This is a genomic window from Vibrio ouci (genome assembly GCF_004551525.1).
Lineage (GTDB): Bacteria > Pseudomonadota > Gammaproteobacteria > Enterobacterales > Vibrionaceae > Vibrio > Vibrio ouci.
Map to the genome: position 1 here is coordinate 127908 of NZ_SATR01000004.1, position 23010 is coordinate 150917.

Here is a 23010-nt window from a genome sequence, read left to right on the forward strand (position 1 = left end):
AAAACTTAGGCATTAACCTCCCCTAGCAGGCCCTACCTAAGCTCTCTGCCTCTTCACTTGGGTCCGCTTTATCTAAATAAAGGTTCTCGTCTGCTGCAATCAAAGCGTACTCCATGTCTTCTTCAGGCTTCTTGAAAGCGATGCCGACACTGACAGAAACTTCCATGTTGTAAGGACGCACTTTTTTACGCTCAACTTCTTTTTTAAGTTTCTCTTTAAGCTCTACCACTCTTGGTGCTGGGCAGCCTGGTAAAATCACAAGGAACTCATCGCCACCTGCTCTCACTATATAATCAGAATCTCTGAACACGCCTTTCATCGCTTCCGCTATATGTTTAATTGCCGCATCACCACAATGGTGACCATAAGTATCATTGATCTTTTTCAACTTATTGCCATCAATTGCCAAGATGGCGAGGGTTTGATTGAGAGCATCAGACAAAAATTCCGGTGTACTAAACACTTTACGATTGTATAACCCGGTCATCTCGTCACGATTGGACTCTTCGTATACCTCAGAAAAGCGCTTCTTTTGAATCTTGTATTGCATGTAATGAATCGTCGCAAACAGAGAAACCACCAATGACAAAAAGAAGATAGGCACAGTATCAAAAATTAATTTGCTAATCGGTAATTCAAATACAAGCGTTGATTTATTATCAATCACATAAGAAGAACGAAAGGAAAGCTCCCCCATTGGGTATTGCGGATAGTCCACATAGATGTAGTTCATACCGCCTTGGTCACGGCTAGAAATTGAGGCTTCCTGCGCCAATATTGAAGCATCAAAATAGATATCTGCGCTAATGTCACCAATGACCTCCCCTTGATCGATAACAGGACTAGACAAGGTAATCGTTTTAGAGCCTGTGATGATATCGCTATAAATACTTGAAACCAGCAGGCGATCAGATAATGACTCCTTAGTCGCATAGGGAGAACACAAGTTGTACATCTGGCATCGTTCTTGGCTGAACATATGCTCATTCACCTGAAAACCTTCTAGTCGACTAAATGAAATCAATTTCCCTTCATTTTCATACGAACGATAATAGATTAGGGAGTTTTCTTTCCCTATAAATGAGTTCATATTTCCGAATGCATAAATTATAGAAGAAATTATGGTTTCCTCTTTGCCTTCGAACTCTGACTTCTTTCCCGAGATTGGATAGATATAAGCGTTAAGACCATACTTACCGCTCTCATGATAAATTTTATTTAATTTATCACCATCAATGTAGAAAACAGTATTTACAAAAAGTGATGTATAAGCTAATCGCTGCTTTTGTTTATCTAGATACTCTGTAGCATAAGCAAACTTGGATTTTTTATCGCTAACTTCAGAAATCGAATACAAAATAAAGGCGATGCTATAGGATATAAATGCAAGAGCAAGAGACTTAAATGCAACATTCCATTTATGATCTTTCACACTCATATGCTCACCACTTTACTCAGTTCTATAAGGTTGTTCACACTGTACTTGTCAAAAAGCCGTTTCTTATAAGTGCTGACAGTCTTATCACTGATTTTTAATAGATGAGCGATATCTTTGTTGCTTTTTCCACTCAGTAGATGGTTCATCACCATAGCTTCGCGATTTGACAGCGTTACTCGCTCCTCATTCCCGTGGACAGATTTATCACTCTTAAATTTGAAGAATGTGTAACCGTTAGTAATGCCCTCAACCGCATCACGAAGAATTTCTTGATGCTCAGATTTACACACATAGCCATCCGCTCCCGCTTTGAATGCTAATTCGCTATATAATGAGCTTTCTTCTGCTGAGTAGAATAATACCTTACCTTGATAACCGTGGGATTTAATACGCCGATAAAAATCATATCCATCGCCATCTGACAAGTTAATATCAAGAATCACAAAGTTAATACTTTTATTCTTAGTCGCTTCCAAAGCGCTTTTCAAAGAATAAACGACAGATATCGAGTTCACACAATTCATATTGCTTAGGGTTGCTTTTATCGCCACCCCTACTAGCGGGTGATCATCAAAAACCAAAATGTTAAATTTATTCATCATCCACTCGTAACATATTATTCATTTCATCTACTGGTACAGGCTTACTGATGTAATAGCCTTGGCATACATCAACATTTATTTCTTTCAATAGCTCCCAGCATTCATAGGTTTCTACGCCTTCAGCAACCACTTTCGTTTTAAATTCACTGGCCAAGTTGCATATAAATTTTATTATTTGTTGCTTCTTAGTATCTTGTTCACAGTTCATCACAAATGAACGGTCAATTTTTATCTCATTAAATGGCAATGCATATAAATTTTCTAATGTAGAATGCCCTGTGCCAAAGTCATCGATGGATATATTGATATCGTTTATTCTTAACTTGGCTAAGTTTTTAAATAGCGATGTATTTTTTTTGTATGCATACTCTTCCGTAATCTCGATGGTCAGCCTTGCCGGGTCGATATTCGATTTATTACACTTTTCAATAAGGCTGTCAGCAAAGTAAGGTTGCTCTAAATTAAACTGGTCAACATTGATCGACACATCTCTTGGTAGCAAACCCGCCTTCATGTCTTCAAACACATTATTGACGACAATATCCAACAGTTCACAAGATAAGTTACTACGTTCTACTATCGGCAAAAACACATCGGGCGTCAGTATGCCTAGCGTCGGATGACGCCATCGTGCAAGTGCTTCTACCCCAATAACAGTGCAAGTGCTAAGTTCCACTTGAGGTTGGTAGTAGTTACATAACTCACCATTGGCTAAACCGATAAGAAAGCTCTCATCAGTAACGTCATAGCGTGTACGCGGAACACTTGGCGGGACTCTGCGCTGATGACTCACCAGTTCTTGCAACACTTCTGCTTTAAAGGGTTTTGATATCTCTGCAATTAGGTCAAAAGAGAAGCCTTCACACATTGATTTCACCGTCGCAATGATAGGTAGATCCATCGCGCTGATAATCGCAACTTCTCCCTTGAAGCCTAGTTGATTCAGCATCAGTAGCATGTCTATACCATCTTTATGAGGCATGCTTAAATCGCAAATAATCAAATCTACTGAGTGTATTTCTACAAATGCTAAAGCTTCATCAACGTTGTCAAAGCAAGATACTGTTTCCGCACCTAATGCAAGTAAGCTTCGTTTGAGCAGCTTTAACTGAATAAGGTGATCATCAAGCAGCACTATATGTTTATTAAACTTCACCTGACATCCTCCACATTTTGGTGGCTTCAATTTCTGCATTGAGTTTTTGCATAAAATCCTCCGCCGTGTGGACTAGCTCTTCATCACACGTTTTCTCTACTTGCTTACACTGTTCTGCGAGCGCCGAGATACCGACAGCACCTAACGCGCCCTTTACTCGGTGCAATGCCTTGCGTTTAGCACCCAAACTGTCCGAGCTATTAAGAACCGTTAGATCTTGTTCCATTGTCTGAATAAAGATATCGGCAAACTCTGAACGCTCTTGTTCACCATATGGAACTAACCAACTTGGCATTTCGGAGTTATCACCGAGATATTCCATAAGAAATACGCGTAATGCATCGATGCTGTAGGGCTTACATAGCACAGCATCTTGGCCTGACGCCTGCCCCAGCTCATTGGCTACTCTGGCATCTTCAGCAGTAATACCTATCACCGGCAGATGAGAGTAAACTTCACTACTTTTAATCAGTCGGGTTAACTCAAACCCGTCCATGACTGGCATGTGAAAGTCGGTAAGAACTATCGAAACATCTTGGTTGAGGTTGAGATAGTCAATCGCCTCTTGACCATTGCTAACAATATGATGTTGAACACCAATTTCATCCAACTGCATTCTTAGAATGGTTTGATTGATCCCATTATCTTCCGCAACCAGTACTTTCCCCGCTAAAGCCCTACTCTCAATCGGCTCGCTGTACTCATTGTCAGACTGACTTAACAGCTTCTGGATAACACTAGGATAGCGACACTCTTCGATAGTAATTGGGCTTTTCGCTTTGCCATTAATCGTCGCTAGTACACGACCTTGTTCATCAAGAGAAATATTGGCACCATCCGTTGCCACCGACATTTTCCAGATACGGCACCACTGCTTGAGCGCGACGGGTAAATCTTCTGAATAGCTAAACTGCGCCAGGTGACGGTCTTCTTGCTCGACACACTTAAGCGGAATCGTAAGGTAGAAGGCAGAGCCAACATTGGGAATACTTTCAACTGACATATTCCCGTCCATACAATTCACCAACTTCTCGACAATGCTCAAGCCCAACCCTGAACCGCCATACTGCCTTGTTACCCCGGCATCCGCTTGAGTAAATGGCTTAAGTACTTTATCAATCTGCTCAGTGGACATACCAATACCGCTGTCAGAAATGGTTAATTTCAATTCAGCTTGTGTACTAGTTACTTCAATTTTGACGAAACCAGATGAGGTGAATTTGATCGCATTAGACAATAAGTTATTGAAAATTTGTACCAGTCGAACTTCATCAATTAGAACAAATCGACATACTAGAGGGTTGATTTCTACTTGGTATAACAGCCCTTTAGCGTGTGCCGCTTGCTCATATGAACGCACTGACTCACACAACAACTCAAGTAAGTTCACCTTAGTTGGGTTTAAGATAAACTGCTGTGCATTAAGCTTGGAAAAGTCCAACACTTCATCGACTAGCACATTTAGGTGGCGGGTTGACTTCTGAGCCTGCGCTAATAAGTCTGCCGTTCGCCCTTGCTTTTCTCTTAGAGACGCGAGCTCTAGCGAGCCTTGAATAGCGGCGATTGGTGTTCTTAATTCATGACTCATCGTTGCTAAAAACTGCTCTCGAGCTATTACTGCTTGCTGAGCTTCTTCACGTGCGGTAATAAGGTCACTCTCACGTTGCTTCTGTTCACTGATATCATCAAGTACCGTCAGCACATATTCTGTATTAGCAGTCAACGAGCGAATAGCCTTTCGCTGTCTAGAGATATGATGAAGATTACTGTCACAGCCCTTCACTTCGTGATAATCCACTATAGATTGACCACTAAGAACCAGCGCCACTTCCTCTTCGTTATCAACGAGATATTGATTCGAAAAGTTATCGTTCAGTGTGCAGCCTAAGCACTGTTTATTTATATAGCGAGAACAATTGCTCAACAGTAACTTGTTGTGTCTATCATGGATGAACACCCAACTATCAAGTTCAGTAATAATCGATTTAAGCCACTCTTTCTCTTTTTCTCCTTGATTGGCGCTAGACTCCGCTAGCTCAACCTTCAATTTAAGGTTAGAAATCAAGAAATAGGCAAATAACCCAGAAAACAACAGAACAGCAAAGACTGCCGCTCCCATCTGCCAAAGATTTTCTGACGTAACACCATTAACCAAGTTGATGCTGCGATGGCTACGCATAACTTTTTTCAGTTCATTGGTATCGATACTTGTGAAAAGGCTGTTCAGTAGAGCATTTAATTCAGGATTATTCTTTGTCGCTAGCGCTAAATGCACTTGTAGTGAATCGTGTTCACCAACCTCAAGCTCGCTCGCATCGTTTCTTAGTAAAATCGTATGGGTAAGCTCTTGAGGAATGTAGGCAACATCGATGCGATGAGCTTTAAGATCATTCACTATCGACATAAGAGCCGTGTATTGTGAGATCTGGTTATCTCTCCACCCAACTAGGTGAACAAGACCTTTCTCATCAACACCACTTAAAATGCCTACTTTTTCAAGCCCCGGCTTGGGTTCTGGAACGCCTGACTTTGTTACCGCTACGTAGTTCACGGACATAAAGGAGTTGGTCAATTGCCAGTTGGGGATGTTTGTTACGTCTGTATAAGCGACAGGCACGATATCAGAACGAAAGCCTGACAGCTTCCCCTTAACATTATTAGCCGGTTCAACATACTCAAACTCTAACCCGCTACGTGACTTTAACAGCTCAAAAAAGTCATATAGAAAGCCGTCGAGGACGCCATCTTCATCTCGAAATAAAAACGGATAGGAGTTCGCTGCAGTACTATAAGTGATCGGTCGCTCATTACCTTTAACAGCGAGATACCTTGCTAAGCGACGTTCAATGGTATGGTAGCGGTTGTTCGATACAATCGTTCGAACGCTCGCACCAGACTTCTCGAGATCGATGATCTGATTGACTTCATCAATTAACCACTGATTGCCTTTAGCGGTAATTAACCCAATATCTTCGCCTTCAACCCACTCGGGTGTATCGACCATCCCATTGATAATGTTATTGCTATCTAGGTAGGTGCTAAGAACAACAAAACTAGAGATGAATGCGTTGCTTTTACCATCGCGCATTCTGGTGGTAGCTTCATTCAGATCTTTAGCATAGTAAATCTTGCGGATGCCATTTCGTTCAAGCTGTTCGCAATAAGATGTGCCCTTTACACATGACCAATTGAGCTCGGTCGCTGGGTTTTCACTCAGTGAGTCATCAGAATACCAAACCGCCACGCGACTTCTAAAGAATGGCTTGGAAAAGAGAAAACGCGACTCTCGCTGTTTCGTACGGCTGAAACCTACTGACCCCAGCACTTCTTGATGCTCAACAGCCAGTAGAAGTTCATTAATTGTTGGGTATGGCTTGAACCTAATTTCAACATTCATCGCCGAGGCAACGTTCGTCAGATAATCATTACTAATTGAAAAGAATGTATTGGTTTGAGTGCTACATTCCTTACCGCACAGTCCATTTGAAACAACACCAAAAATAAGCGTCGACGATTTTGGTTTGGTTGCGGGGTACACAGCATGTGCAGCACTACTTGAAATAACAAATAGCGCAACCAAGGTCATAACAAAATTTAATATACGGTAAAAACGGATCATTATTACTTTCTCTAGCCTGTAGGAAGGCAAGAATATGAATACTGGAAGCATTGTCAAATCAATAAAGACAACGAAAAATACATAAGCAACTGAATTAAATAAACTTTTCTTTCATCTGTAAGTACATTCCTACTCAAATCTCAGAGACTACTTACAATAATATTCATTACGCTTCCTTTATTCCTACAGCGATATTTTCAACGATTCCGTCTAGCCAACACCCCAAAAAAAATATGAAATTAAAGCAGGGGGGAAATATCTATACTTTCAGAAAGTAACTAGGCACTACTATGCCATTTTTTAGAATCAGATTAATGTAGGAATTATCTCTAATTACCCCAAAAATTATAAAAAAACTCCGCTGGAGTCAGCGGAGAAATGAGCACAATACTTAAGGATTATGTTTTTTAGTTCAACGTTAGCGGCGCCTATAAAGTAAGGCACGCGCATTTAATATTGCGTCCCGTGTCGGAACCTCGATTATATTCATTCCTTTAAAACGCTCTGGCTCTTTGATCGCGACATCATGAGCTAAAATAACCAATTTCGCGTTCTTAATATCTTTGCCAGTGATACGGTTGTTGATACCATTGGCACCTTGGGTTTCGACTTTAATTTTAAGTCCCATGGTATAAGCGGCTTTCTCTAGTGACTTGGCGGCTAAAAAAGTGTGCGCCACACCAGACGGGCAAGATGTCACAGCTAAGATCTCGGCCTCACCCTCTCCATCTATAGCGTGATATGCGCGAACCAATGCCGCCTCTTCTTCTTCATCAAGTACGTTTTTCTTCAATAAAATAACAATCAATGCCGTAGTTAAAGCGCCCGCTAGTGTACCGACGATATAACCGAGTTTGCCATCGACGACAGGAAGCACTATCCAGCCGCCCCAAGGCGCATGGTTAAGCACATGGAACGTAAAGCCAATCACGTTACCGACAATGCCGCCAAGGACAATCGCAGGTAATACCCGCGCAGGATCGGCCGCTGCAAATGGGATCGCCCCTTCACTGATACCAATCATGCCCATAATGCCTGCTGCTTTGCCTGCTTCACGCTCGTCACGTTTGAATTTCTTCGGAGATAAGAAAGTCGCCAATGCTAATCCAAGTGGCGGCGTACAAATTGCGATTCCAACCCCGCCCATTAACCATGGCTGAGTGTTGACTTGAGTTTGAGCAAACAAGGTCGCGACTTTATTCACTGGGCCGCCCATATCAAATGCCGTCATTGCACCTAATACCGTACCAAGCATCACTTTGCTCGCACCCGCCATACCAGTCAGCCAGTCATTAAGCCCTGCCATGGCGGCCGATATTGGCGAACCAATTAGCCACATCACCAAACCGCAAGTGGCAAAAGTCCCTACCAATGGATAGATAAAAATGGAACCGAGTGACGTCATGCTGTCTGGCAATTGGATTTTCTTAAGCATTCGCACCACAAAGCCAGCAAAAAAGCCAACCACGATCGCACCTAAAAACCCAGTGTGATACTGGTCTACCGCAACCCAAGAACCAATCATACCAGGCGCGAGTCCTGGCTTATCCGCAATCGAATAAGCAATATAGCCACCAAGCACTGCGGTAAATAGGGTTAAGCCTGCAATGCCCATTTTAGCGATATCAGCCAATACGCCGCTTTCCGGTACTGCGCCATGGCCAGAAATCATCACAGATAGGGACAGCAGCACCCCACCAGCAACGATAAAAGGGATCATGTGCGAGGTGCCAAACAGTAAGTGTTCTTTAATATGGGCTAACCGCAGCTTCCATGGGCTTAATGGTTCCGGCAGAGGTAATGGCTCGTCATCCCAAAACTCATGACTTGGCTGTTGGATATCGGTTAAAAGTTCTCGCGCCTGCTCAACACTTTGCGCCGCTTTTAACTGACTAATGAATTCTTCTTCGATGAGTTTGGTTGAGAGCTGTGCAAGCACTTCGATATGGTGATGATCGCCACCATCTGGCGACGCAAGCATGAAGAACACATCCGACAGTTCACCATCTTCAGCGCCATAATCAATACCGGTTCGACTGATACCGACCGCGACAGCAGGCTCTGTGACCGCATCACTTTTAGCATGCGGGATAGCCACACCATCTTCAAAGCCGGTGTTGCCGATCTGTTCACGCTTCCATAAATCGGCTAAAAACTGCTCTTTATCGGCTAATTTCCCTGCCGCATCGAGCAATTCAACTAACTCTTTGAGCGCGTCATCTTTAGTTGTGGCCTTAAGATCCAAACAGATCGTTTCTGGCTCAATTAGATTAGTAATGTCCATTGTATTTACCTTGCAATGTTCACGCTCGAACATAGATTAACCAGCGACCATGGTGTTAGATATAGGACGAAAACACCATTAACTGGATTATTGTAACACTCACACCAAACTGTGATATGCGTCTTTCAAATCATGGTGCCAAATCAAAACCAGCGTTTTATGCTGTGCTAATATCCGAAAAAATAACAAGCCGAGAAACACCGTGAAAATAGTCGCTGTCACCGCCTGCCCTACAGGCATTGCACATACCTATATGGCAGCCGATGCTCTTATCAAAGCTGCGCCCAAATATAAGGTCCAGATCAAAGTCGAAACACAAGGTGCAATGGGGATAGAAAACCTCCTCTCACCGCAAGATATCGCACTGGCAGATCGAGTGCTGATTGTGTCTGACATTGATATTGACCAAGCAGCCCGCTTTGAAGGCTGTAACGCGATTCGTGTTTCTATTGAAGACGTTCTGGTCAATGTCGATAAAGTGTTCTTACTGCACTGCCGTTAACGATTCCCTGCCGAAAGCCGTTAATTATGAACGAATATCAGATTACCTTTTTAGTCGAAAGCAGCGAAACAACGGCTCATATCGCCCAGCCTTTACGCCGCTTAGCCAAGAAGTTCAAAAGTACAATTAAGATCATTAACATAACCCGCAACCGTAGCGCTGACTTAACTAAGGCGGTGGCAATGCTCCAAGTGGGTTTGGTGCAAGGTGATCTGTGCCAAATCACCGCAATAGGCATGGATGCAGAGCTAGCCTGTTTTGTCCTCAAAGATGTGATTGCCGACCATTACACCCTGATTGGTTCGCAAATCAACTATGAGTTTTCTAGTGAGCTCGCCAAAAGGCTTCCTCAGCTATGCCCTGAGAGTGAAACCAAATGGCACTACGCCAAGGCCCACACCGAACTGACCAAATTTGAATGCTTAAAGGGGTTGGCTCAACTGATACACCCTGGCCATCCTGACGAACTCCTGCTCGCCTTTATTAAAAGGGAAGAGCGCTCTTCGACTTGCGTCACTCCGGGTATCGCCCTACCTCATGTGATGTTTGACGATATCGACCATATAGCCATCACGGTAATCGCCAGTGACAGCCCGATTGATTGGGCTTCACAAATGGGCGATGTTCACCTTGCTATAGCACTGGTGATGCCAGCAAAACCGACTCGCGAGCAGATCATCGCCGCCACTAACCTCACCCGTAACCTACTTTGCGAGCAGCTCCCCGAGCGACTTAAACTCACACGCAGCAGCGTTGATCTGCAAGCGCTGCTGATGTATTCCATGTCTCAGCTATTATCTTAACCTCGAAGCTGTCTTGCCTAGTTTTTCTTATCTAACCTTTAAGCCGAGCCACGATATTCGGTTGGCGTTCTTCCGGTGCGATTTTTAAACACTCGGCAGAAATAGTTCACGTCTTTAAAGCCACAACGCATCGACACTTCATTGAGCTTAAAGTTGTATTTTTTGAGCATGAACTTAGCGCGATCAATACGTACCCAAGTAATATAGTCAGCCAACGTCATATGGCCTTGCTGACGAAACAATCGAGAAAGATGATTAGATGAGATACTAAAGCGCGTCGCGATGCTGTCTCGGGTGATCTGACGATGGAAGTTCTCTTGAATATAGATACAAATACCCTGATAAAGATCTTGAACGCGACTTTGTGATTTCTCGACTGGTGCATCAAGCATGGTTTTGCTGTATTGCAGCAGCGCTTGCAGCAATAACTCATCCATTGGCTTTTTATTACTTTCTCTCGCCAGCGCACTCAGCGCCTCTAAAATATTATCGATGGCAAAACCGGAACGGGTTTGAATGCTGTGCTTTTGAATGTCGTAAAAGCTCGCCTCCCCTTTGCGCTTACTGACCAAACTGAGCCCTAATTGCCTGCGACCAAACAACATACTCAGCACCGAGCAGTCGGTATCCCAATCTGGTTTATTCCAACAGTTAGGCGGGACAAAGATCGCATCGCCTGCTTTGGCGACAATACTGGTCACTTTGCGTTCATGGGTTTCAATTTCATTGATGTATTCCCCATCCAGCACAAGTTCTAAACGCGGAAAGTTAACCTGATAGCTAAACGCCGGAGGCGTATGAAAATCTCCGGCAAACCAGATGTTATGAAAAGGCTCTCGTTCATTCAGTACCGACGAGATTAGGTCATGAAATACCATGTTTAATCATCTCTAACTACAAGCTAAGTCCGCACATTGCAGTGCTAATCACCTAGATATACTCCTTAGTGAAACATAGCGCTATTGAGCAAAATCACAATTCGGGATCTAGGTTATAAAAATCCAGCTTTAGAGATAAAACTCCAGTTACAAATTCACATAAACACCTCATAAAACCAACAACCAAAATCTACGCATCCTATATGAATAAAGGGATAAAAAGCGACTCAACTTTGTCAACACCAAGCCCCAAACCGCCTCGCAGCCGATCAAAATCACACTCTAAAACGGACGCAACAATCCTCCAGTAAATGCATTTTTTCTTCACTACAGAGCGTTGCTGATAGATTTCAGAATACCCCTAACAAAACAAGAAACGCATTAGGGGTCCACTATGATCACCAAATTGATCAATGAAAATTTAATTAAGCTTGAGCTGCAAGCCACCTCCAAACAAGAGGTATTTGAAGAGCTGATTGAGGTTCTGCACCAACAAGGTCGAATTTCTAATAAGGCAGATTTTTTAGCTGATATCCAAAAGCGCGAAGCAGAAGGTAACACTGGCTTTGAAGATGGCATTGCCATCCCGCACGCAAAAAGTGCTGCGGTAATTGAACCTGCCGTCGTGATTGGTATTCACAAAGCCGGCATCGAATACGGCGCAGATGACGGCCAGCCATCAAAACTGTTTTTTATGATCGCCTCTCCTGATGGCGGTGATAACCACCACATCGAAGTTCTTGCGGAACTCTCTTCTAAACTGATTGAAGATGGCTTTGTGGAAAGTTTTATCAACGCAACTTCTCCTCAGCAAGCGCTTGAGCTACTACTACAAAAACCTCAAGCAGAAGAGGCGCTACCTTTAGAGAACACCAAAGGATTTATCATCGGTGTGACTGGTTGCCCTGCTGGCGTTGCTCACACTTATCTAGCGGCTGAAGCACTTGAGAAAGGCGCACATGCTATGGGCTTTGAGGTCAAAGTCGAAACCAATGGCTCTATCGGCGTTAAGAACAGCCCAACAGACGAAGAGATTGCTCGCGCTGATGCGATTGTTGTGGCCTGTGATAAACAAGTTGATATGGCACGCTTTGCCGGTAAACGAGTGATCAAAACCAACGTAAAAGCGCCGATTCGTGATGCTGAAGGTTTGATTACACAAGCGCTGAATGCACCCGCTTACCAAGCTGAAACCACCAGCGCTCCTCAATCTGTTACCGAAAAAGCCTCTCAAGCACGTTCGGATCTTTACCGTTACCTAATGAACGGCGTATCACACATGATCCCATTCGTGGTGACGGGTGGTCTACTTATCGCCCTAGCTCTAGCAGTCGGTGGTGAACCAACGGAAGCGGGCATGGCGATTCCTGATGGCAGTCTTTGGAACCAAATCTTAGAAGTCGGTGTGGTTGCCTTCACTCTGATGATCCCAATTCTTGCCGGTTACATCGCCTATGCGATTGCTGACCGCCCTGCTCTGACTCCAGGTCTAATCGGTGGCTGGATTGCCAACAACGGTTCATTTTACGGTGCTGACGCAGGTACTGGCTTTATCGGTGCCATTATCGCTGGTCTGTTAGTCGGTTACTTCGTTAAGTGGATCACTTCAATCAACTACCACAAGTTTATTCAGCCACTTGTGCCAATCATGATCGCGCCTATCACAGGTTCTCTGTTTATCGCGGGTCTGTTCATCTTTGTCATCGGCGCACCTATCGCAAGCCTAATGGACGGTCTAACTGCAATGCTAACCAGCATGAGCACAGGTAACGTGGTTCTACTTGGCATCGTACTTGGTGGCATGGCTGGCTTTGATATGGGCGGTCCATTTAACAAGGTCGCGTTCCTATTCTCTGTCGGCATGATTGCTAGCGGCCAAACTCAATTTATGGGCGCAATGGCGTGTGCAATCCCTGTAGCACCACTAGGCATGGCTCTGGCGACGGCACTTGGCCGCAAGTTTGACCTGTTCGAGTCTTCTGAAATTGAAGCAGGTAAAGCCGCAGGCGCAATGGGCTTAGTTGGTATCTCTGAAGGTGCGATTCCATTTGCTGCGCAAGACCCTATGTCGGTTATTCCTGCCAACGTACTGGGCTCTATGGTTGCAGCGGTTATGGCGTTCTCGTTCGGCATTACCAATAGCGTTGCTCACGGTGGTCCAGTTGTCGCTCTACTTGGCGCAATGAACTACCCACTGCTAGCCCTTGTTTGTATGGCAGCAGGTGCCGGTGTTACAGCACTGACTTGCATCACCTTAAAGAACCTTCGTAAAGCGAAATACACAGCCGCTGCGGCTTAATCCTTCCCTACTGATATTGGCTTGGGCATCGCGTCCAAGCCACTTTTCTCTTTATGGTGATGTCAATGTCTGAACTAACTATCAATACTGAATCGCTGCTTGAGCGCGTTTTTTACCCGATGACTAACGTGATTCAAAACTACGCATGGGGCAGCCCATCTTCGTTTACTCAACTGTTTGGTACTGCGAATACAGCGGGTGAACCTCAAGCCGAGATCTGGATGGGCGCTCACCCAAATGGTTGCTCAATGGTCGATACAGGCGCTGAGCAGACTAAACTCTCCAACCTAATCAGCCAGAACCTTAATCTGTTCTTAAGTGACAAAATTGCTAGCCGCTTTGGTGAGCTGCCGTATCTGTTTAAAGTACTTGCGGCTGAAAAAGCGCTCTCTATCCAAGTTCACCCGAACAAACAACAAGCCGAACTTGGTTTTGAGCAAGAAGAGCAGCAAGGTATTCCGCTCTCTGCAAGCAACCGCAACTACAAAGATGCTAACCATAAGCCAGAGCTGGTTTACGCGTTAACCGACTATACGGCGATGAATGGCTTTAGGCCGATTAGCGAGATCCTTGCCCACTTCAACTACCTAGATATTCCTGAACTGAACTCTCTGGTGAACGACTTATCGGGCGATCAAACTCCTAATGGCCTAGCGAGCTTTTTCGCTGGATTGCTATCACTGCAAGGTGAGCAGAAAGAAGTCGCGCTGATGATGCTGATCATGAAAGCCAAGCTGTCGCCAACTCCGCTGTTTAACCTCATCACAGAGCTAGAAGAACAGTACCCTGGCGACGTTGGTCTGTTTGCTCCATTGATCCTCAATGTGATTGCCTTAAAACCCGGCCAAGCGATGTATTTAGATGCCGAAACGCCTCATGCGTACATCAAAGGCACAGGGCTTGAGATTATGGCGAACTCTGACAACGTACTGCGTGCCGGACTCACGCCAAAATACATGGATGTGAAAGAGCTAGTCTCTTGCACTCGTTTTAATGAAAAGCGCATTGATAGCTTGCTGCTAGAGCCTACTCATGACAATGGCATGCTGGAGTACCCAATTCCGGTCGAAGATTTTAAGTTCGCTATTATTGAACACTCCGAGCAGCGAGAGATTGACACACAAGGCGCTGAAATACTGCTGCCACTCGATGAAGCTATGACCCTCACCCACATTTGTGGCGAGCAGTGCGTCATCGAAAAAGGCCAATCGGTGTTTATTCCAGCTTATGCACAGCAGTACACCATTGACTGCTCAGGTCGAGTCGCCCGCGCATACAGTTAACAACGTGCTCCTGCCTTCCCCCAAGGTCAGCACTAACACAATGCCCTGCTTATGCAGGGCTTTTTTATATCTATCTAACCTATTGATTTAAATTTATTTTGTGAGCGTCCGCACAGGTTAAAAATGACGTTTATCACACTTAAAATTAGCGGATACAAAAGTCTAGTAGTTGGATTTTTTTTACTATTTCCGAGTTTGAGTTCAAGGATTAAATTGACTCCATTGCATAAGCACTGATGAGTCAAAAATAGATGATTACTGAACTAACAAACGTCAATTTAATTACTGGCAACCTTCAAGCAAATAATAAAAAAGAAGTGTTTGAAGAGCTTGCTCAAATGCTACTAGACAACCAGCGCATTAATAATAAATCTGCATTCTTAGATGATATTGAAACGCGTGAATCCTTAAGCATTACCTCTATGGATGGCATTGCTTACCCACATGCGAAAAGCCAAGCCGTAACCAATCCTGCTATCGCCGTTGGCGTTAAGCGTGAAGGCATCGAATACGGTGATGAAGACGGTATCAAACCCACTCTATTTTTTATGATCGCCTCACCAGATAACGGCGCCGATCACCATATTTATGTCCTTCAAGAGCTGTTCGGAAAATTCAGCGAAGAGTTTATTGAAGAGATCCAAAACGCGAAAGACGAACAACAAATCCTTAATATTTTAATCAATTCATAAGGCGTAGTAATTATGAGTACCCTAACAGCTCAAGCTACTAACAATAGCGATTTTAAAAAACTACTCAGCACCATGAAAGGACACCTTTTATTCGGTACTTCTCATATGCTTCCATTTATTGTTGCGGGTGGTGTACTTCTGGCATTAGCGGTAATGGCATCAGGTAAAGGTGCGGTTCCGGCTGACGGCTTACTGGCGGATATTTCCAATATCGGTATTAAAGGCCTAGTGCTATTCCCTATCATTCTTGGCGGCTTCATTGGTTACTCAATTGCAGACAAACCAGCGCTTGCACCCGCGATGATCTCTTCTGGCATCATGGCAGATATGGGCGGCGGCTTCTTAGGCTGTATCGTGGCGGGTTTCATTGCCGGTGGCGTGGTATTCCAACTTAAGAAGATCCCACTTTCAGCGAACATGACCGCACTTGGTGCTTACTTCATCTACCCGCTTATCGGTACGCTGGTTTCTGCTGGTATCGTTCTTTGGGGCATCGGTGAACCAATCAAACTGTTCATGGCGTCTATGAACGAGTTCCTAGCTTCAATGGCTGGCGCGTCTAAAGTGGTTCTAGGTGCAATTCTTGGTGGTATGACGGCGTTCGATATGGGCGGCCCTATCAACAAAGTCGCAACCCTATTTGCTCAAACTCAAGTTGACACTCAACCATGGCTAATGGGCGGTGTGGGCATTGCAATCTGTACGCCTCCTCTAGGTATGGCGCTAGCAACCTTCCTATTCAAGAAGAAGTTCACTAAGCAAGAACAAGAAGCAGGTAAAGCTGCAGCAATCATGGGTTCTATCGGTATCTCTGAAGGTGCGATTCCGTTTGCTGCAAACGACCCAATGCGCGTACTTCCTTCAATCGTTGCCGGTGGTATCGTAGGTTGTGTATTTGGCTTCCTGACTGACGTACTACTACATGCACCATGGGGCGGTCTGATCACGGCGCCTGTATCAAGCAACATCCCAATGTACGTAGTTGGTATTGCACTAGGCTCGCTAACGACTGCACTTATCGTAGGCTTCTGGAAACCAGTCGCTGAAGAATCAGAAGAAGAGCTCGAACAAGCAGCACCTGCGCAAGCTCAAGCGGCCCCTGTAGCTGGCGAAGGCGAGTACGATGTAGTAGCCGTAACTTGTTGCCCATCAGGCGTAGCACACACATTCATGGCAGCGAAAGCACTAGAGAAAGCAGGCGCAGCAGCAGGTATTAAGATTAAGGTAGAAACTCAAGGTCAAAACGGGATTCAGAACCGTATTACCGACCTAGATGTAGCTAACGCGAAACTGGTTATCTTAGCTCACGATATTCAAGTGAAAGATGCACAGCGCTTTGCCAATGCGAACGTGGTTGAGTGTTCAACCAAAGAAGCGATGAAGAAAGCGGCTGAGTTAATCAACGGCTAGTCTCCACCCTAAACAACGATTCATTAGGTCTCTTTTATGGGGCCTAATTTCATTTCTTTGACCATTAACTCAAGTTAATCCAACACCCTACTAACGCATAACCAGACACCAATTTTGGCGGAGCAAAACGGCTGACGCTAAACCCTTCTCGCTTGAGCATTTTTTCAATTCCAAGCGGTGAAACCGTCACAAAGTGCTTAGCGCCATGCTGCTTTGCAGCCTCGACCGTCAGAAGAAACAGCGTGATAGCACGTTGCGTTTGGTTAAGAGCCTTCCCATTAGATACAGGTTGGTTAAAGTCGATACACGCAAAGCGAGACAACTCCCAAACATCATTGGCTTTGGGCGCAGTCCCACTGCCCAACAATTCTGGAAATACCTCCTCTAACAAATAAGGTTGTGTGGTCGGCAGTAACCTTGCGCAGCCGACGATCTCATCATGAGTATTTTTGCTAATCACATATAAGGTGTCATCACCGTCAAATTGATCGATTTCCAACTCTTGATCAATACAGTGCTGGGTTAAATCTAGATCCCAACCAAGATGGTTGATAAACACTTTATGCCGATACTTAAAAAATGCCTTTCTTCCTTGTGCGCAAAGCTCACGCTGCGTTGCAAAAACGTATTTCACCGAGCGTTTTTCCTATTAACAACCTAAAATTTCTCTAACCCAACCTAAGCAATAGATTTTAATGCCCTGATATTTATAAGCTTTAAGTTCTATCGAACAGGTTAAGTTAGGTGAAATAAATTACCGCTAATTAATCTTTATCTTCACACTTTTGTGAATGGTTCACTGAGCTCCATACTCGGCTAGGTAAACCGAAAAGATCGATAAACCCTTCAGCACTATTTTGATTAAACGTGCAGTTTTGGCCATAGGTGATGAGCTCATGCACATACATGGAGTGCTCAGCACTGCGTCCAACAATATAGGCACTTCCTTTATAGAGCTTGAGTTTGATTTCTCCACTCACCGTGGCTTGAGTGGTATGAATAAACTGGTCAATGGCAGACTTTAGCGGGCTAAACCAAAGCCCGTCATACACCTGTTTGCTATAAACCGCCTCTAGGTTGGCTTTAACCGCCAAGAGATCCGCAGGTAAGGTCAACTGTTCAATCTCTCTATGAGCTAACAAGAGAAGTTGCATTGCCGGCACTTCGTACAGCTCCCGTGATTTGACCCCTACCACTCGGTTTTCAATCATATCCACTCGGCCGATACCGTGCTTTCCAGCCACAATATTAAGCTGACTAAACAAACTGAGAGGCGCCAAAAACTCCCCATTAAGCGAAGCAGGAACACCTTGATGAAAACCAATCGAAATATACTCAGGTTCATCAGGGGCCTGCTGCGGTGATTGAGTCAAAGACCAAACTTCTTCGGTGGTTTCCCAGCTTAAATCTTCAATCGAGCCCGCCTCAACATTTCTGCCCAACACGTTGAGATCTATGGCCCACGGTTTCTCTTTGGTTACGTGAGGTTCAATCCCATATTTTTCTGAATAAGCAATACTGTCTGCTCGGCTAAAAGGCCACACGCGAGCCGGAGCATAAATCTTGAGTGACGGGTCGAGCAACGCCACCGTCAAATCTAAGCGAACTTGGTCATTCCCTTTCCCAGTACAGCCATGAGCAACAGCACCACATCGATAGTTCTTAGCGCACTCTACCAATAGCTGACCAATCAATGGCCGCCCCAATGCGGAAGAAAGTGGATAATGATTATCGTAAAGAGCATTGGCCTTTAAGGCTGGGAGGCCATATTCCTCAACAAAACGCTGTTTCGCATCAACAATGATAGAAACGTCGGCACCTGCGATCAGAGCTTTTTCTTGGATCTCATCCAGCTCCTCACCTTGGCCTAAATCGACTGCCATCGCGACAATGAACTTGCAACCCATCTCGTGGCGCAGGTATGGGATACAGGCGGTCGTGTCTACGCCTCCGGAATACGCCAACACGACTCGATCGTTTGGATTCATAAATTACTTTCCTTGTTAAGTATGATTTAAATGAAGAGGTTATTGATTGTCAGGACTCGACTCGATGAACTGCGTAATGATCAATGCCATAAACATGATGGTGAAACCGCCAAACTGGTAAATAGAAAGCGTTTCGCCAAGTAGTCCAACACCGCCAACCACCGCAAACACGGGCTCTAATGTGAATACCAAACCAACGACAAACGCCGAGACTCGCTTTTGCGCCCAAGTTTGCACCATCAGCAATAACCCAATGACATAGAAACCAGAAATAAAGGCAGTAAGGTGGACTTGAAATGAATAACTGGATAGTTTGGTCACATCAATGTCAAAAGCAGCAAAGACCAGCAGCGTACTGATAAGCACCTGTACGGAAATGAATATTTCAGCTTTAGCATTCTTAGCCCCCCTGTCCATCATCACGATATGTAAAGCGTTAAAGAACGCACCGAGCAGCATCAACCAATCGCCCTCACTGAACTGATACACCGTCTGATAATCTAAAGACTCCAACGATGCGATCACTAACCCAGACAATGCCAGCGCCACGACATTCATTAAGCTTCTGCTCGGGAACTTACGCAGTATTACCGCAAGAATGATGGGCACAAAAACCACCGTTAACCCGGTGATAAACCCAGCTTTACTTGAGGTGGTGAATTTCAGACCAGCAATTTGCAAATAATAGATTAGGAACAGGACGACTCCGGTCGCGAAGCCATAGCCCAGATTTAGCGGCTGTCGGCCATTACGAAGATAAAAGAAGAACAGCATAGGAAGCAAAAACAGCAACGCGTACACCAGTCTTAAGAACAAAAAATCGGCCACCGGAGTGTCTGAGATGGCCATCTTCATCGGCGCAAAAATCAGCCCCCATGTCGCCGCTATCCATGTCAAACTGAACAAAGCGATACGCTGTTGAACTCGCGTAGAGAGTGAGTTGAGTCCCATCATTTTTCGGCGCTCGTAACAATCTGCGAGTTGAGCACTGCCAGTACCAGCGCCGACTCACGTACCCGTGTAGGCGATGTGCCACCAAACGAGTTGCGCGACTCGACCGAATGTCTAACTGTAAGTATCTCAGCTTTGATGCCGGAAAAGATGTCATTGAACACCACCAAGTCTTCAACATGGGCATCTTTCAGCTCTTTATCCTGCTGTTCGAGCCATTTAACCAAGCGACCGATAAGATGGTGGCTTTCACGAAACGGTAGATCCCTCTCCTTCACTAGCCAATCAGCTAGATCAGTCGCGCAGGTGTTGCCTAAGATCGCGTCCGCTTGCATTTTTTCGGGAAATGCCTCGAAACCACTTAGCATCGCATTGGTCAGTTTTACCGCGTTGGTTATGGTTTGCGCCGTATCAAACAAAGGCTCTTTGTCTTCTTGCATGTCTCGGCTGTATGCCAACGGCAAGGACTTGAGTACCACAAGCAGCGACACTAGGTTGCCGTATATTCGCCCCGACTTAGCGCGAATTAACTCAGCAGCATCGGGGTTTCTCTTCTGGGGCATGATTGACGATCCTGCCGTCAATTCCTCTGGCAGTTGAATAAATCCAAACTGCGGCGTGCTCCAAATAACAAATTCCTCCCCAAGACGAGAAAGGTGCATAGCAATAACAGACGCCGCATAAAGGTAATCAAGAATGAAATCTCTATCAGATACCGCATCAAGCGAGTTTCTCATTGGTGAACGAAACCAAAGCTCAGTAGCAGTTTGCTTTAGGTCGATGGGATGACTCGTCCCTGCTAATGCGGCAGCACCAAGGGGGGATTGGTTTAAACGACAGCGATTGGTCTGCAAACGATAGCGATCACGCAGGAACATTTCAGCGTACGCCAATAAATGGTGCCCTAACGTGACGGGCTGAGCACACTGCAAATGAGTAAAACCCGGCATGATGTCCGCATGGTGAACCAAGGCTTTGTCGACTAGGATCTCCACCGTATTGGCGAGCAACTGGTCGAGTTCATCGGTTGCTTTTCTAACCCACATTTTCGAATCGACCGCGACTTGATCATTACGTGAACGCGCCGTATGTAACTTCCCTGCCACCGGGCCAATAAGTTCACTTAAACGATGCTCGATGTTCATATGCACATCTTCTAGTTCAGGTTTAAAAACAAACTCTCCATCCTCAATTTCTTGTTTAACGGTATTTAACCCTGCTGCTATCGCATCAAAATCTTCACTAGTAATAATCGCGCAATCTTTTAGCATTCGTGCATGTGCGATCGATCCGGCAATGTCTTGTTGTGCCAATTTATAATCGAAATGTACTGACGAGTTCACCTCCTCCAATATTTTGCCTGGACTTGTTGAGAATCGACCTCCCCACAACGGATTCGATTTATTGGCGTCATCCTTCTGTGTTTTCTGTTTGTTTTCCGTAACCATATCGACTTAGCTCCTTGCTAAATAAACCGCCATCTTGAAATTAAAATCACTGCCAAACTGTTTTTTCTTTCGCCTTATTTCTCGCAGTCGATAAGCATTACTTAACCAAAGCGCCTTATAGATGATGTTCAATGACAGCCACTTAATAAGACTGCGATTAATAAACTCTTTTTCGGATGCAAAAATTTCAAACCCGGCATTAATAGAAATGGTTTCCATCACGGCTTTCGAATAAAAAAGAAATAGCTTCTTGTTTGAATGTTTTAACGTGCGTATGCAGGCATTGAGCAAATAGTGGCCATAGCCAACAGAGCGGTATTTTTCACAAATAAAAACAACCGCGATTTCTGACCAATTGTCCAATAAATCGTGGACTAGAATTGCGCCAATAAATTCACCGGTGTGAATATTCAATAAGACAAAAGTGTCTTTGCTTTTAGTCCACTCCCGATAGCTATACCCCGTGATATCAGGGGAGCTAGAGATTTGTTCCATAACGAGCAATGCTTCTTGATGTGTTAGCCCTCGACGCTGCAACTCCAGCCCTCGGTAAGTATTCAATTGGTTTGTAGTCTGTCTCTCTATAAACATGCTTTATCCATAAACATGCTTTATCCATTTTTTGTTGAATAACCTCTAGCTCAACGGCTCATTAAGAAAGCATATAAACGAATGAAATGAGAAAATAGCTGACAGAAATTACAGGGTTAGAACAGGCGATAACACTCGCCATAGAGTATTACCGCCTAAGAAAGATAAAGAGAGGTGGAATAAAAAGAAATTATAGAGGGTGCTAAAAGCCTAATAAAAACATCCATCACAATATTCAACTGGTCCAATATCGACCGTGACACTACCAAAGAAATAATAATTAATAACCGTAATATATTCCTCTAATTTTCCCACTACCACTTAGGGTAACCATCCAATTAACGACACCTTAGAAAAACATGTTAGAGGATTTAATTCATAAACTTATCGACTGCCATTCAGTCAATGAACTGGTAGAACGCGCATTAAAAGCAAGCCACAAATTAGGGTTTGAACATTTTGCCTTTGGTCACCAGCAATACTCACTCTCTGAAGGTAAGCGAATTCACCTACTTAACAGTTACCCCAAACAGTGGAATAAGCTCTACCTAGATAACCAGTTTGTACAGGTTGATCCTGTCGTGTCATATGGGGCGCGAACCTCCCAGCCATTGCTTTGGTCGAACGTAAGACATATCTCAAAAGAGTTTTGGGAAGAAGCCCGTACGTTCGACTTAGCGATAGGATGGTCGAAAGCAAATCACGACCATAAAGGTGGCGCAAGTTTAGTGTCTATTTCTCGCTCTCATAACGAGCTCACCAAAGCAGAATTAAAGCAGACCACACCCTATTTACTTTGGGCCACCAGCCTGTTTGAGCATAAATACTGGCAACTCCATACCACTGAGCGCACATCTAAAACCTTGCTGACAAAACGAGAGCAAGAGATTCTTAAATGGAGCGGTATAGGGAAAACGGTATTTGAAATTAGCGTAATACTGGGCATAAGCGAACGTACTGTCTCTTTCCACCTGACTAATGCGGCTAAAAAGCTCAATGCGTCCAATAAAACTTCTTCCGTGGCGAAAGCGATTGTATTGGGTTTAATTGAACTCTAGCCGCTTAG

The 23010-nt window shown here is 44.5% G+C and carries 18 protein-coding genes; 7 read left to right on the plus strand and 11 right to left on the minus strand.

Going from position 1 to position 23010, the window contains the following annotated elements:
• Positions 1-22 precede the first annotated feature (22 nt).
• From ELS82_RS04655 to ELS82_RS04675, 5 genes are all read right to left on the minus strand, one after another.
• The gene (locus tag ELS82_RS04655) at positions 23-1438 is read right to left on the minus strand and encodes a sensor domain-containing diguanylate cyclase (protein WP_134834419.1); all 1416 of its coding nucleotides are present in this window, start codon (positions 1436-1438) and stop codon (positions 23-25) included.
• A complete protein-coding gene (locus ELS82_RS04660) occupies positions 1435-2037 on the minus strand; it encodes a response regulator transcription factor (RefSeq protein WP_134834420.1) in 603 nt (200 codons plus the stop codon). Before ELS82_RS04660 ends, ELS82_RS04655 begins: the two co-directional genes overlap by 4 nt.
• Positions 2030-3196 carry an EAL domain-containing response regulator gene (locus tag ELS82_RS04665; RefSeq protein ID WP_134834421.1) on the minus strand — a complete coding sequence of 389 codons (1167 nt, stop codon included), beginning with the start codon at positions 3194-3196 and terminating at the stop codon, positions 2030-2032. Before ELS82_RS04665 ends, ELS82_RS04660 begins: the two co-directional genes overlap by 8 nt.
• Positions 3186-6815: an ATP-binding protein gene (locus tag ELS82_RS04670; protein WP_134834422.1), complete on the minus strand. Its 3630-nt coding sequence runs from the start codon at positions 6813-6815 to the stop codon at positions 3186-3188. Before ELS82_RS04670 ends, ELS82_RS04665 begins: the two co-directional genes overlap by 11 nt.
• A gap of 418 nt (positions 6816-7233) precedes the next feature.
• Complete coding sequence (locus tag ELS82_RS04675) at positions 7234-9099, minus strand: fructose-specific PTS transporter subunit EIIC (RefSeq protein ID WP_134834423.1); 1866 nt, start codon at positions 9097-9099, stop codon at positions 7234-7236.
• Positions 9100-9301: 202 nt separating this feature from the next.
• On the opposite strand from ELS82_RS04675, the gene ELS82_RS04680 reads away from it, so the two are divergent.
• Positions 9302-9601, plus strand: a complete 300-nt coding sequence (locus ELS82_RS04680) for a PTS fructose transporter subunit IIB (RefSeq protein WP_053438548.1) — start codon at positions 9302-9304, stop codon at positions 9599-9601.
• 23 nt (positions 9602-9624) lie between these two features.
• Complete coding sequence (locus ELS82_RS04685) at positions 9625-10404, plus strand: PTS sugar transporter subunit IIA (RefSeq protein ID WP_208733138.1); 780 nt, start codon at positions 9625-9627, stop codon at positions 10402-10404.
• A 38-nt stretch (positions 10405-10442) separates the two neighbouring features.
• Here ELS82_RS04685 and ELS82_RS04690 read toward each other — a convergent pair whose 3' ends face one another.
• On the minus strand, positions 10443-11282 hold the full coding sequence (locus ELS82_RS04690) for a helix-turn-helix transcriptional regulator (RefSeq protein ID WP_134834425.1): 840 nt from the start codon (positions 11280-11282) through the stop codon (positions 10443-10445).
• 394 nt (positions 11283-11676) lie between these two features.
• Between ELS82_RS04690 and ELS82_RS04695 the strand changes: the two genes are divergently transcribed.
• The 4 genes from ELS82_RS04695 to ELS82_RS04710 all read left to right on the plus strand — a co-directional run bounded on the left by ELS82_RS04695 (position 11677) and on the right by ELS82_RS04710 (position 16966).
• On the plus strand, positions 11677-13581 hold the full coding sequence (locus ELS82_RS04695) for a PTS fructose transporter subunit IIABC (RefSeq protein ID WP_134834426.1): 1905 nt from the start codon (positions 11677-11679) through the stop codon (positions 13579-13581).
• Between the two features lie 65 nt (positions 13582-13646).
• Entirely contained in the window at positions 13647-14864 is a 1218-nt protein-coding gene (manA, locus tag ELS82_RS04700; RefSeq protein ID WP_134834427.1) for a mannose-6-phosphate isomerase, class I, read from the plus strand.
• Between the two features lie 251 nt (positions 14865-15115).
• Entirely contained in the window at positions 15116-15556 is a 441-nt protein-coding gene (locus ELS82_RS04705; protein ID WP_134834428.1) for a PTS sugar transporter subunit IIA, read from the plus strand.
• Between the two features lie 12 nt (positions 15557-15568).
• Complete coding sequence (locus tag ELS82_RS04710) at positions 15569-16966, plus strand: PTS fructose transporter subunit IIBC (RefSeq protein WP_134834429.1); 1398 nt, start codon at positions 15569-15571, stop codon at positions 16964-16966.
• Positions 16967-17030: 64 nt separating this feature from the next.
• Here the strand turns inward: ELS82_RS04710 and ELS82_RS04715 are convergent, their stop codons facing one another.
• The 5 genes from ELS82_RS04715 to ELS82_RS04735 all read right to left on the minus strand — a co-directional run bounded on the left by ELS82_RS04715 (position 17031) and on the right by ELS82_RS04735 (position 21944).
• Positions 17031-17600 carry an acyl-homoserine-lactone synthase gene (locus ELS82_RS04715; protein ID WP_134834430.1) on the minus strand — a complete coding sequence of 190 codons (570 nt, stop codon included), beginning with the start codon at positions 17598-17600 and terminating at the stop codon, positions 17031-17033.
• 130 nt (positions 17601-17730) lie between these two features.
• Entirely contained in the window at positions 17731-18954 is a 1224-nt protein-coding gene (locus ELS82_RS04720; RefSeq protein ID WP_134834431.1) for an argininosuccinate synthase, read from the minus strand.
• Between the two features lie 39 nt (positions 18955-18993).
• On the minus strand, positions 18994-19908 hold the full coding sequence (locus ELS82_RS04725; protein WP_134834432.1) for a DMT family transporter: 915 nt from the start codon (positions 19906-19908) through the stop codon (positions 18994-18996).
• Positions 19905-21353: an argininosuccinate lyase gene (argH, locus tag ELS82_RS04730; RefSeq protein ID WP_134834433.1), complete on the minus strand. Its 1449-nt coding sequence runs from the start codon at positions 21351-21353 to the stop codon at positions 19905-19907. Before argH ends, ELS82_RS04725 begins: the two co-directional genes overlap by 4 nt.
• Before the next feature lie 6 nt (positions 21354-21359).
• Positions 21360-21944, minus strand: a complete 585-nt coding sequence (locus tag ELS82_RS04735; protein ID WP_134834434.1) for a GNAT family N-acetyltransferase — start codon at positions 21942-21944, stop codon at positions 21360-21362.
• Positions 21945-22303: 359 nt separating this feature from the next.
• On the opposite strand from ELS82_RS04735, the gene ELS82_RS04740 reads away from it, so the two are divergent.
• Positions 22304-23002: a LuxR family transcriptional regulator gene (locus ELS82_RS04740; RefSeq protein ID WP_134834435.1), complete on the plus strand. Its 699-nt coding sequence runs from the start codon at positions 22304-22306 to the stop codon at positions 23000-23002.
• Positions 23003-23010: the final 8 nt, after the last annotated feature.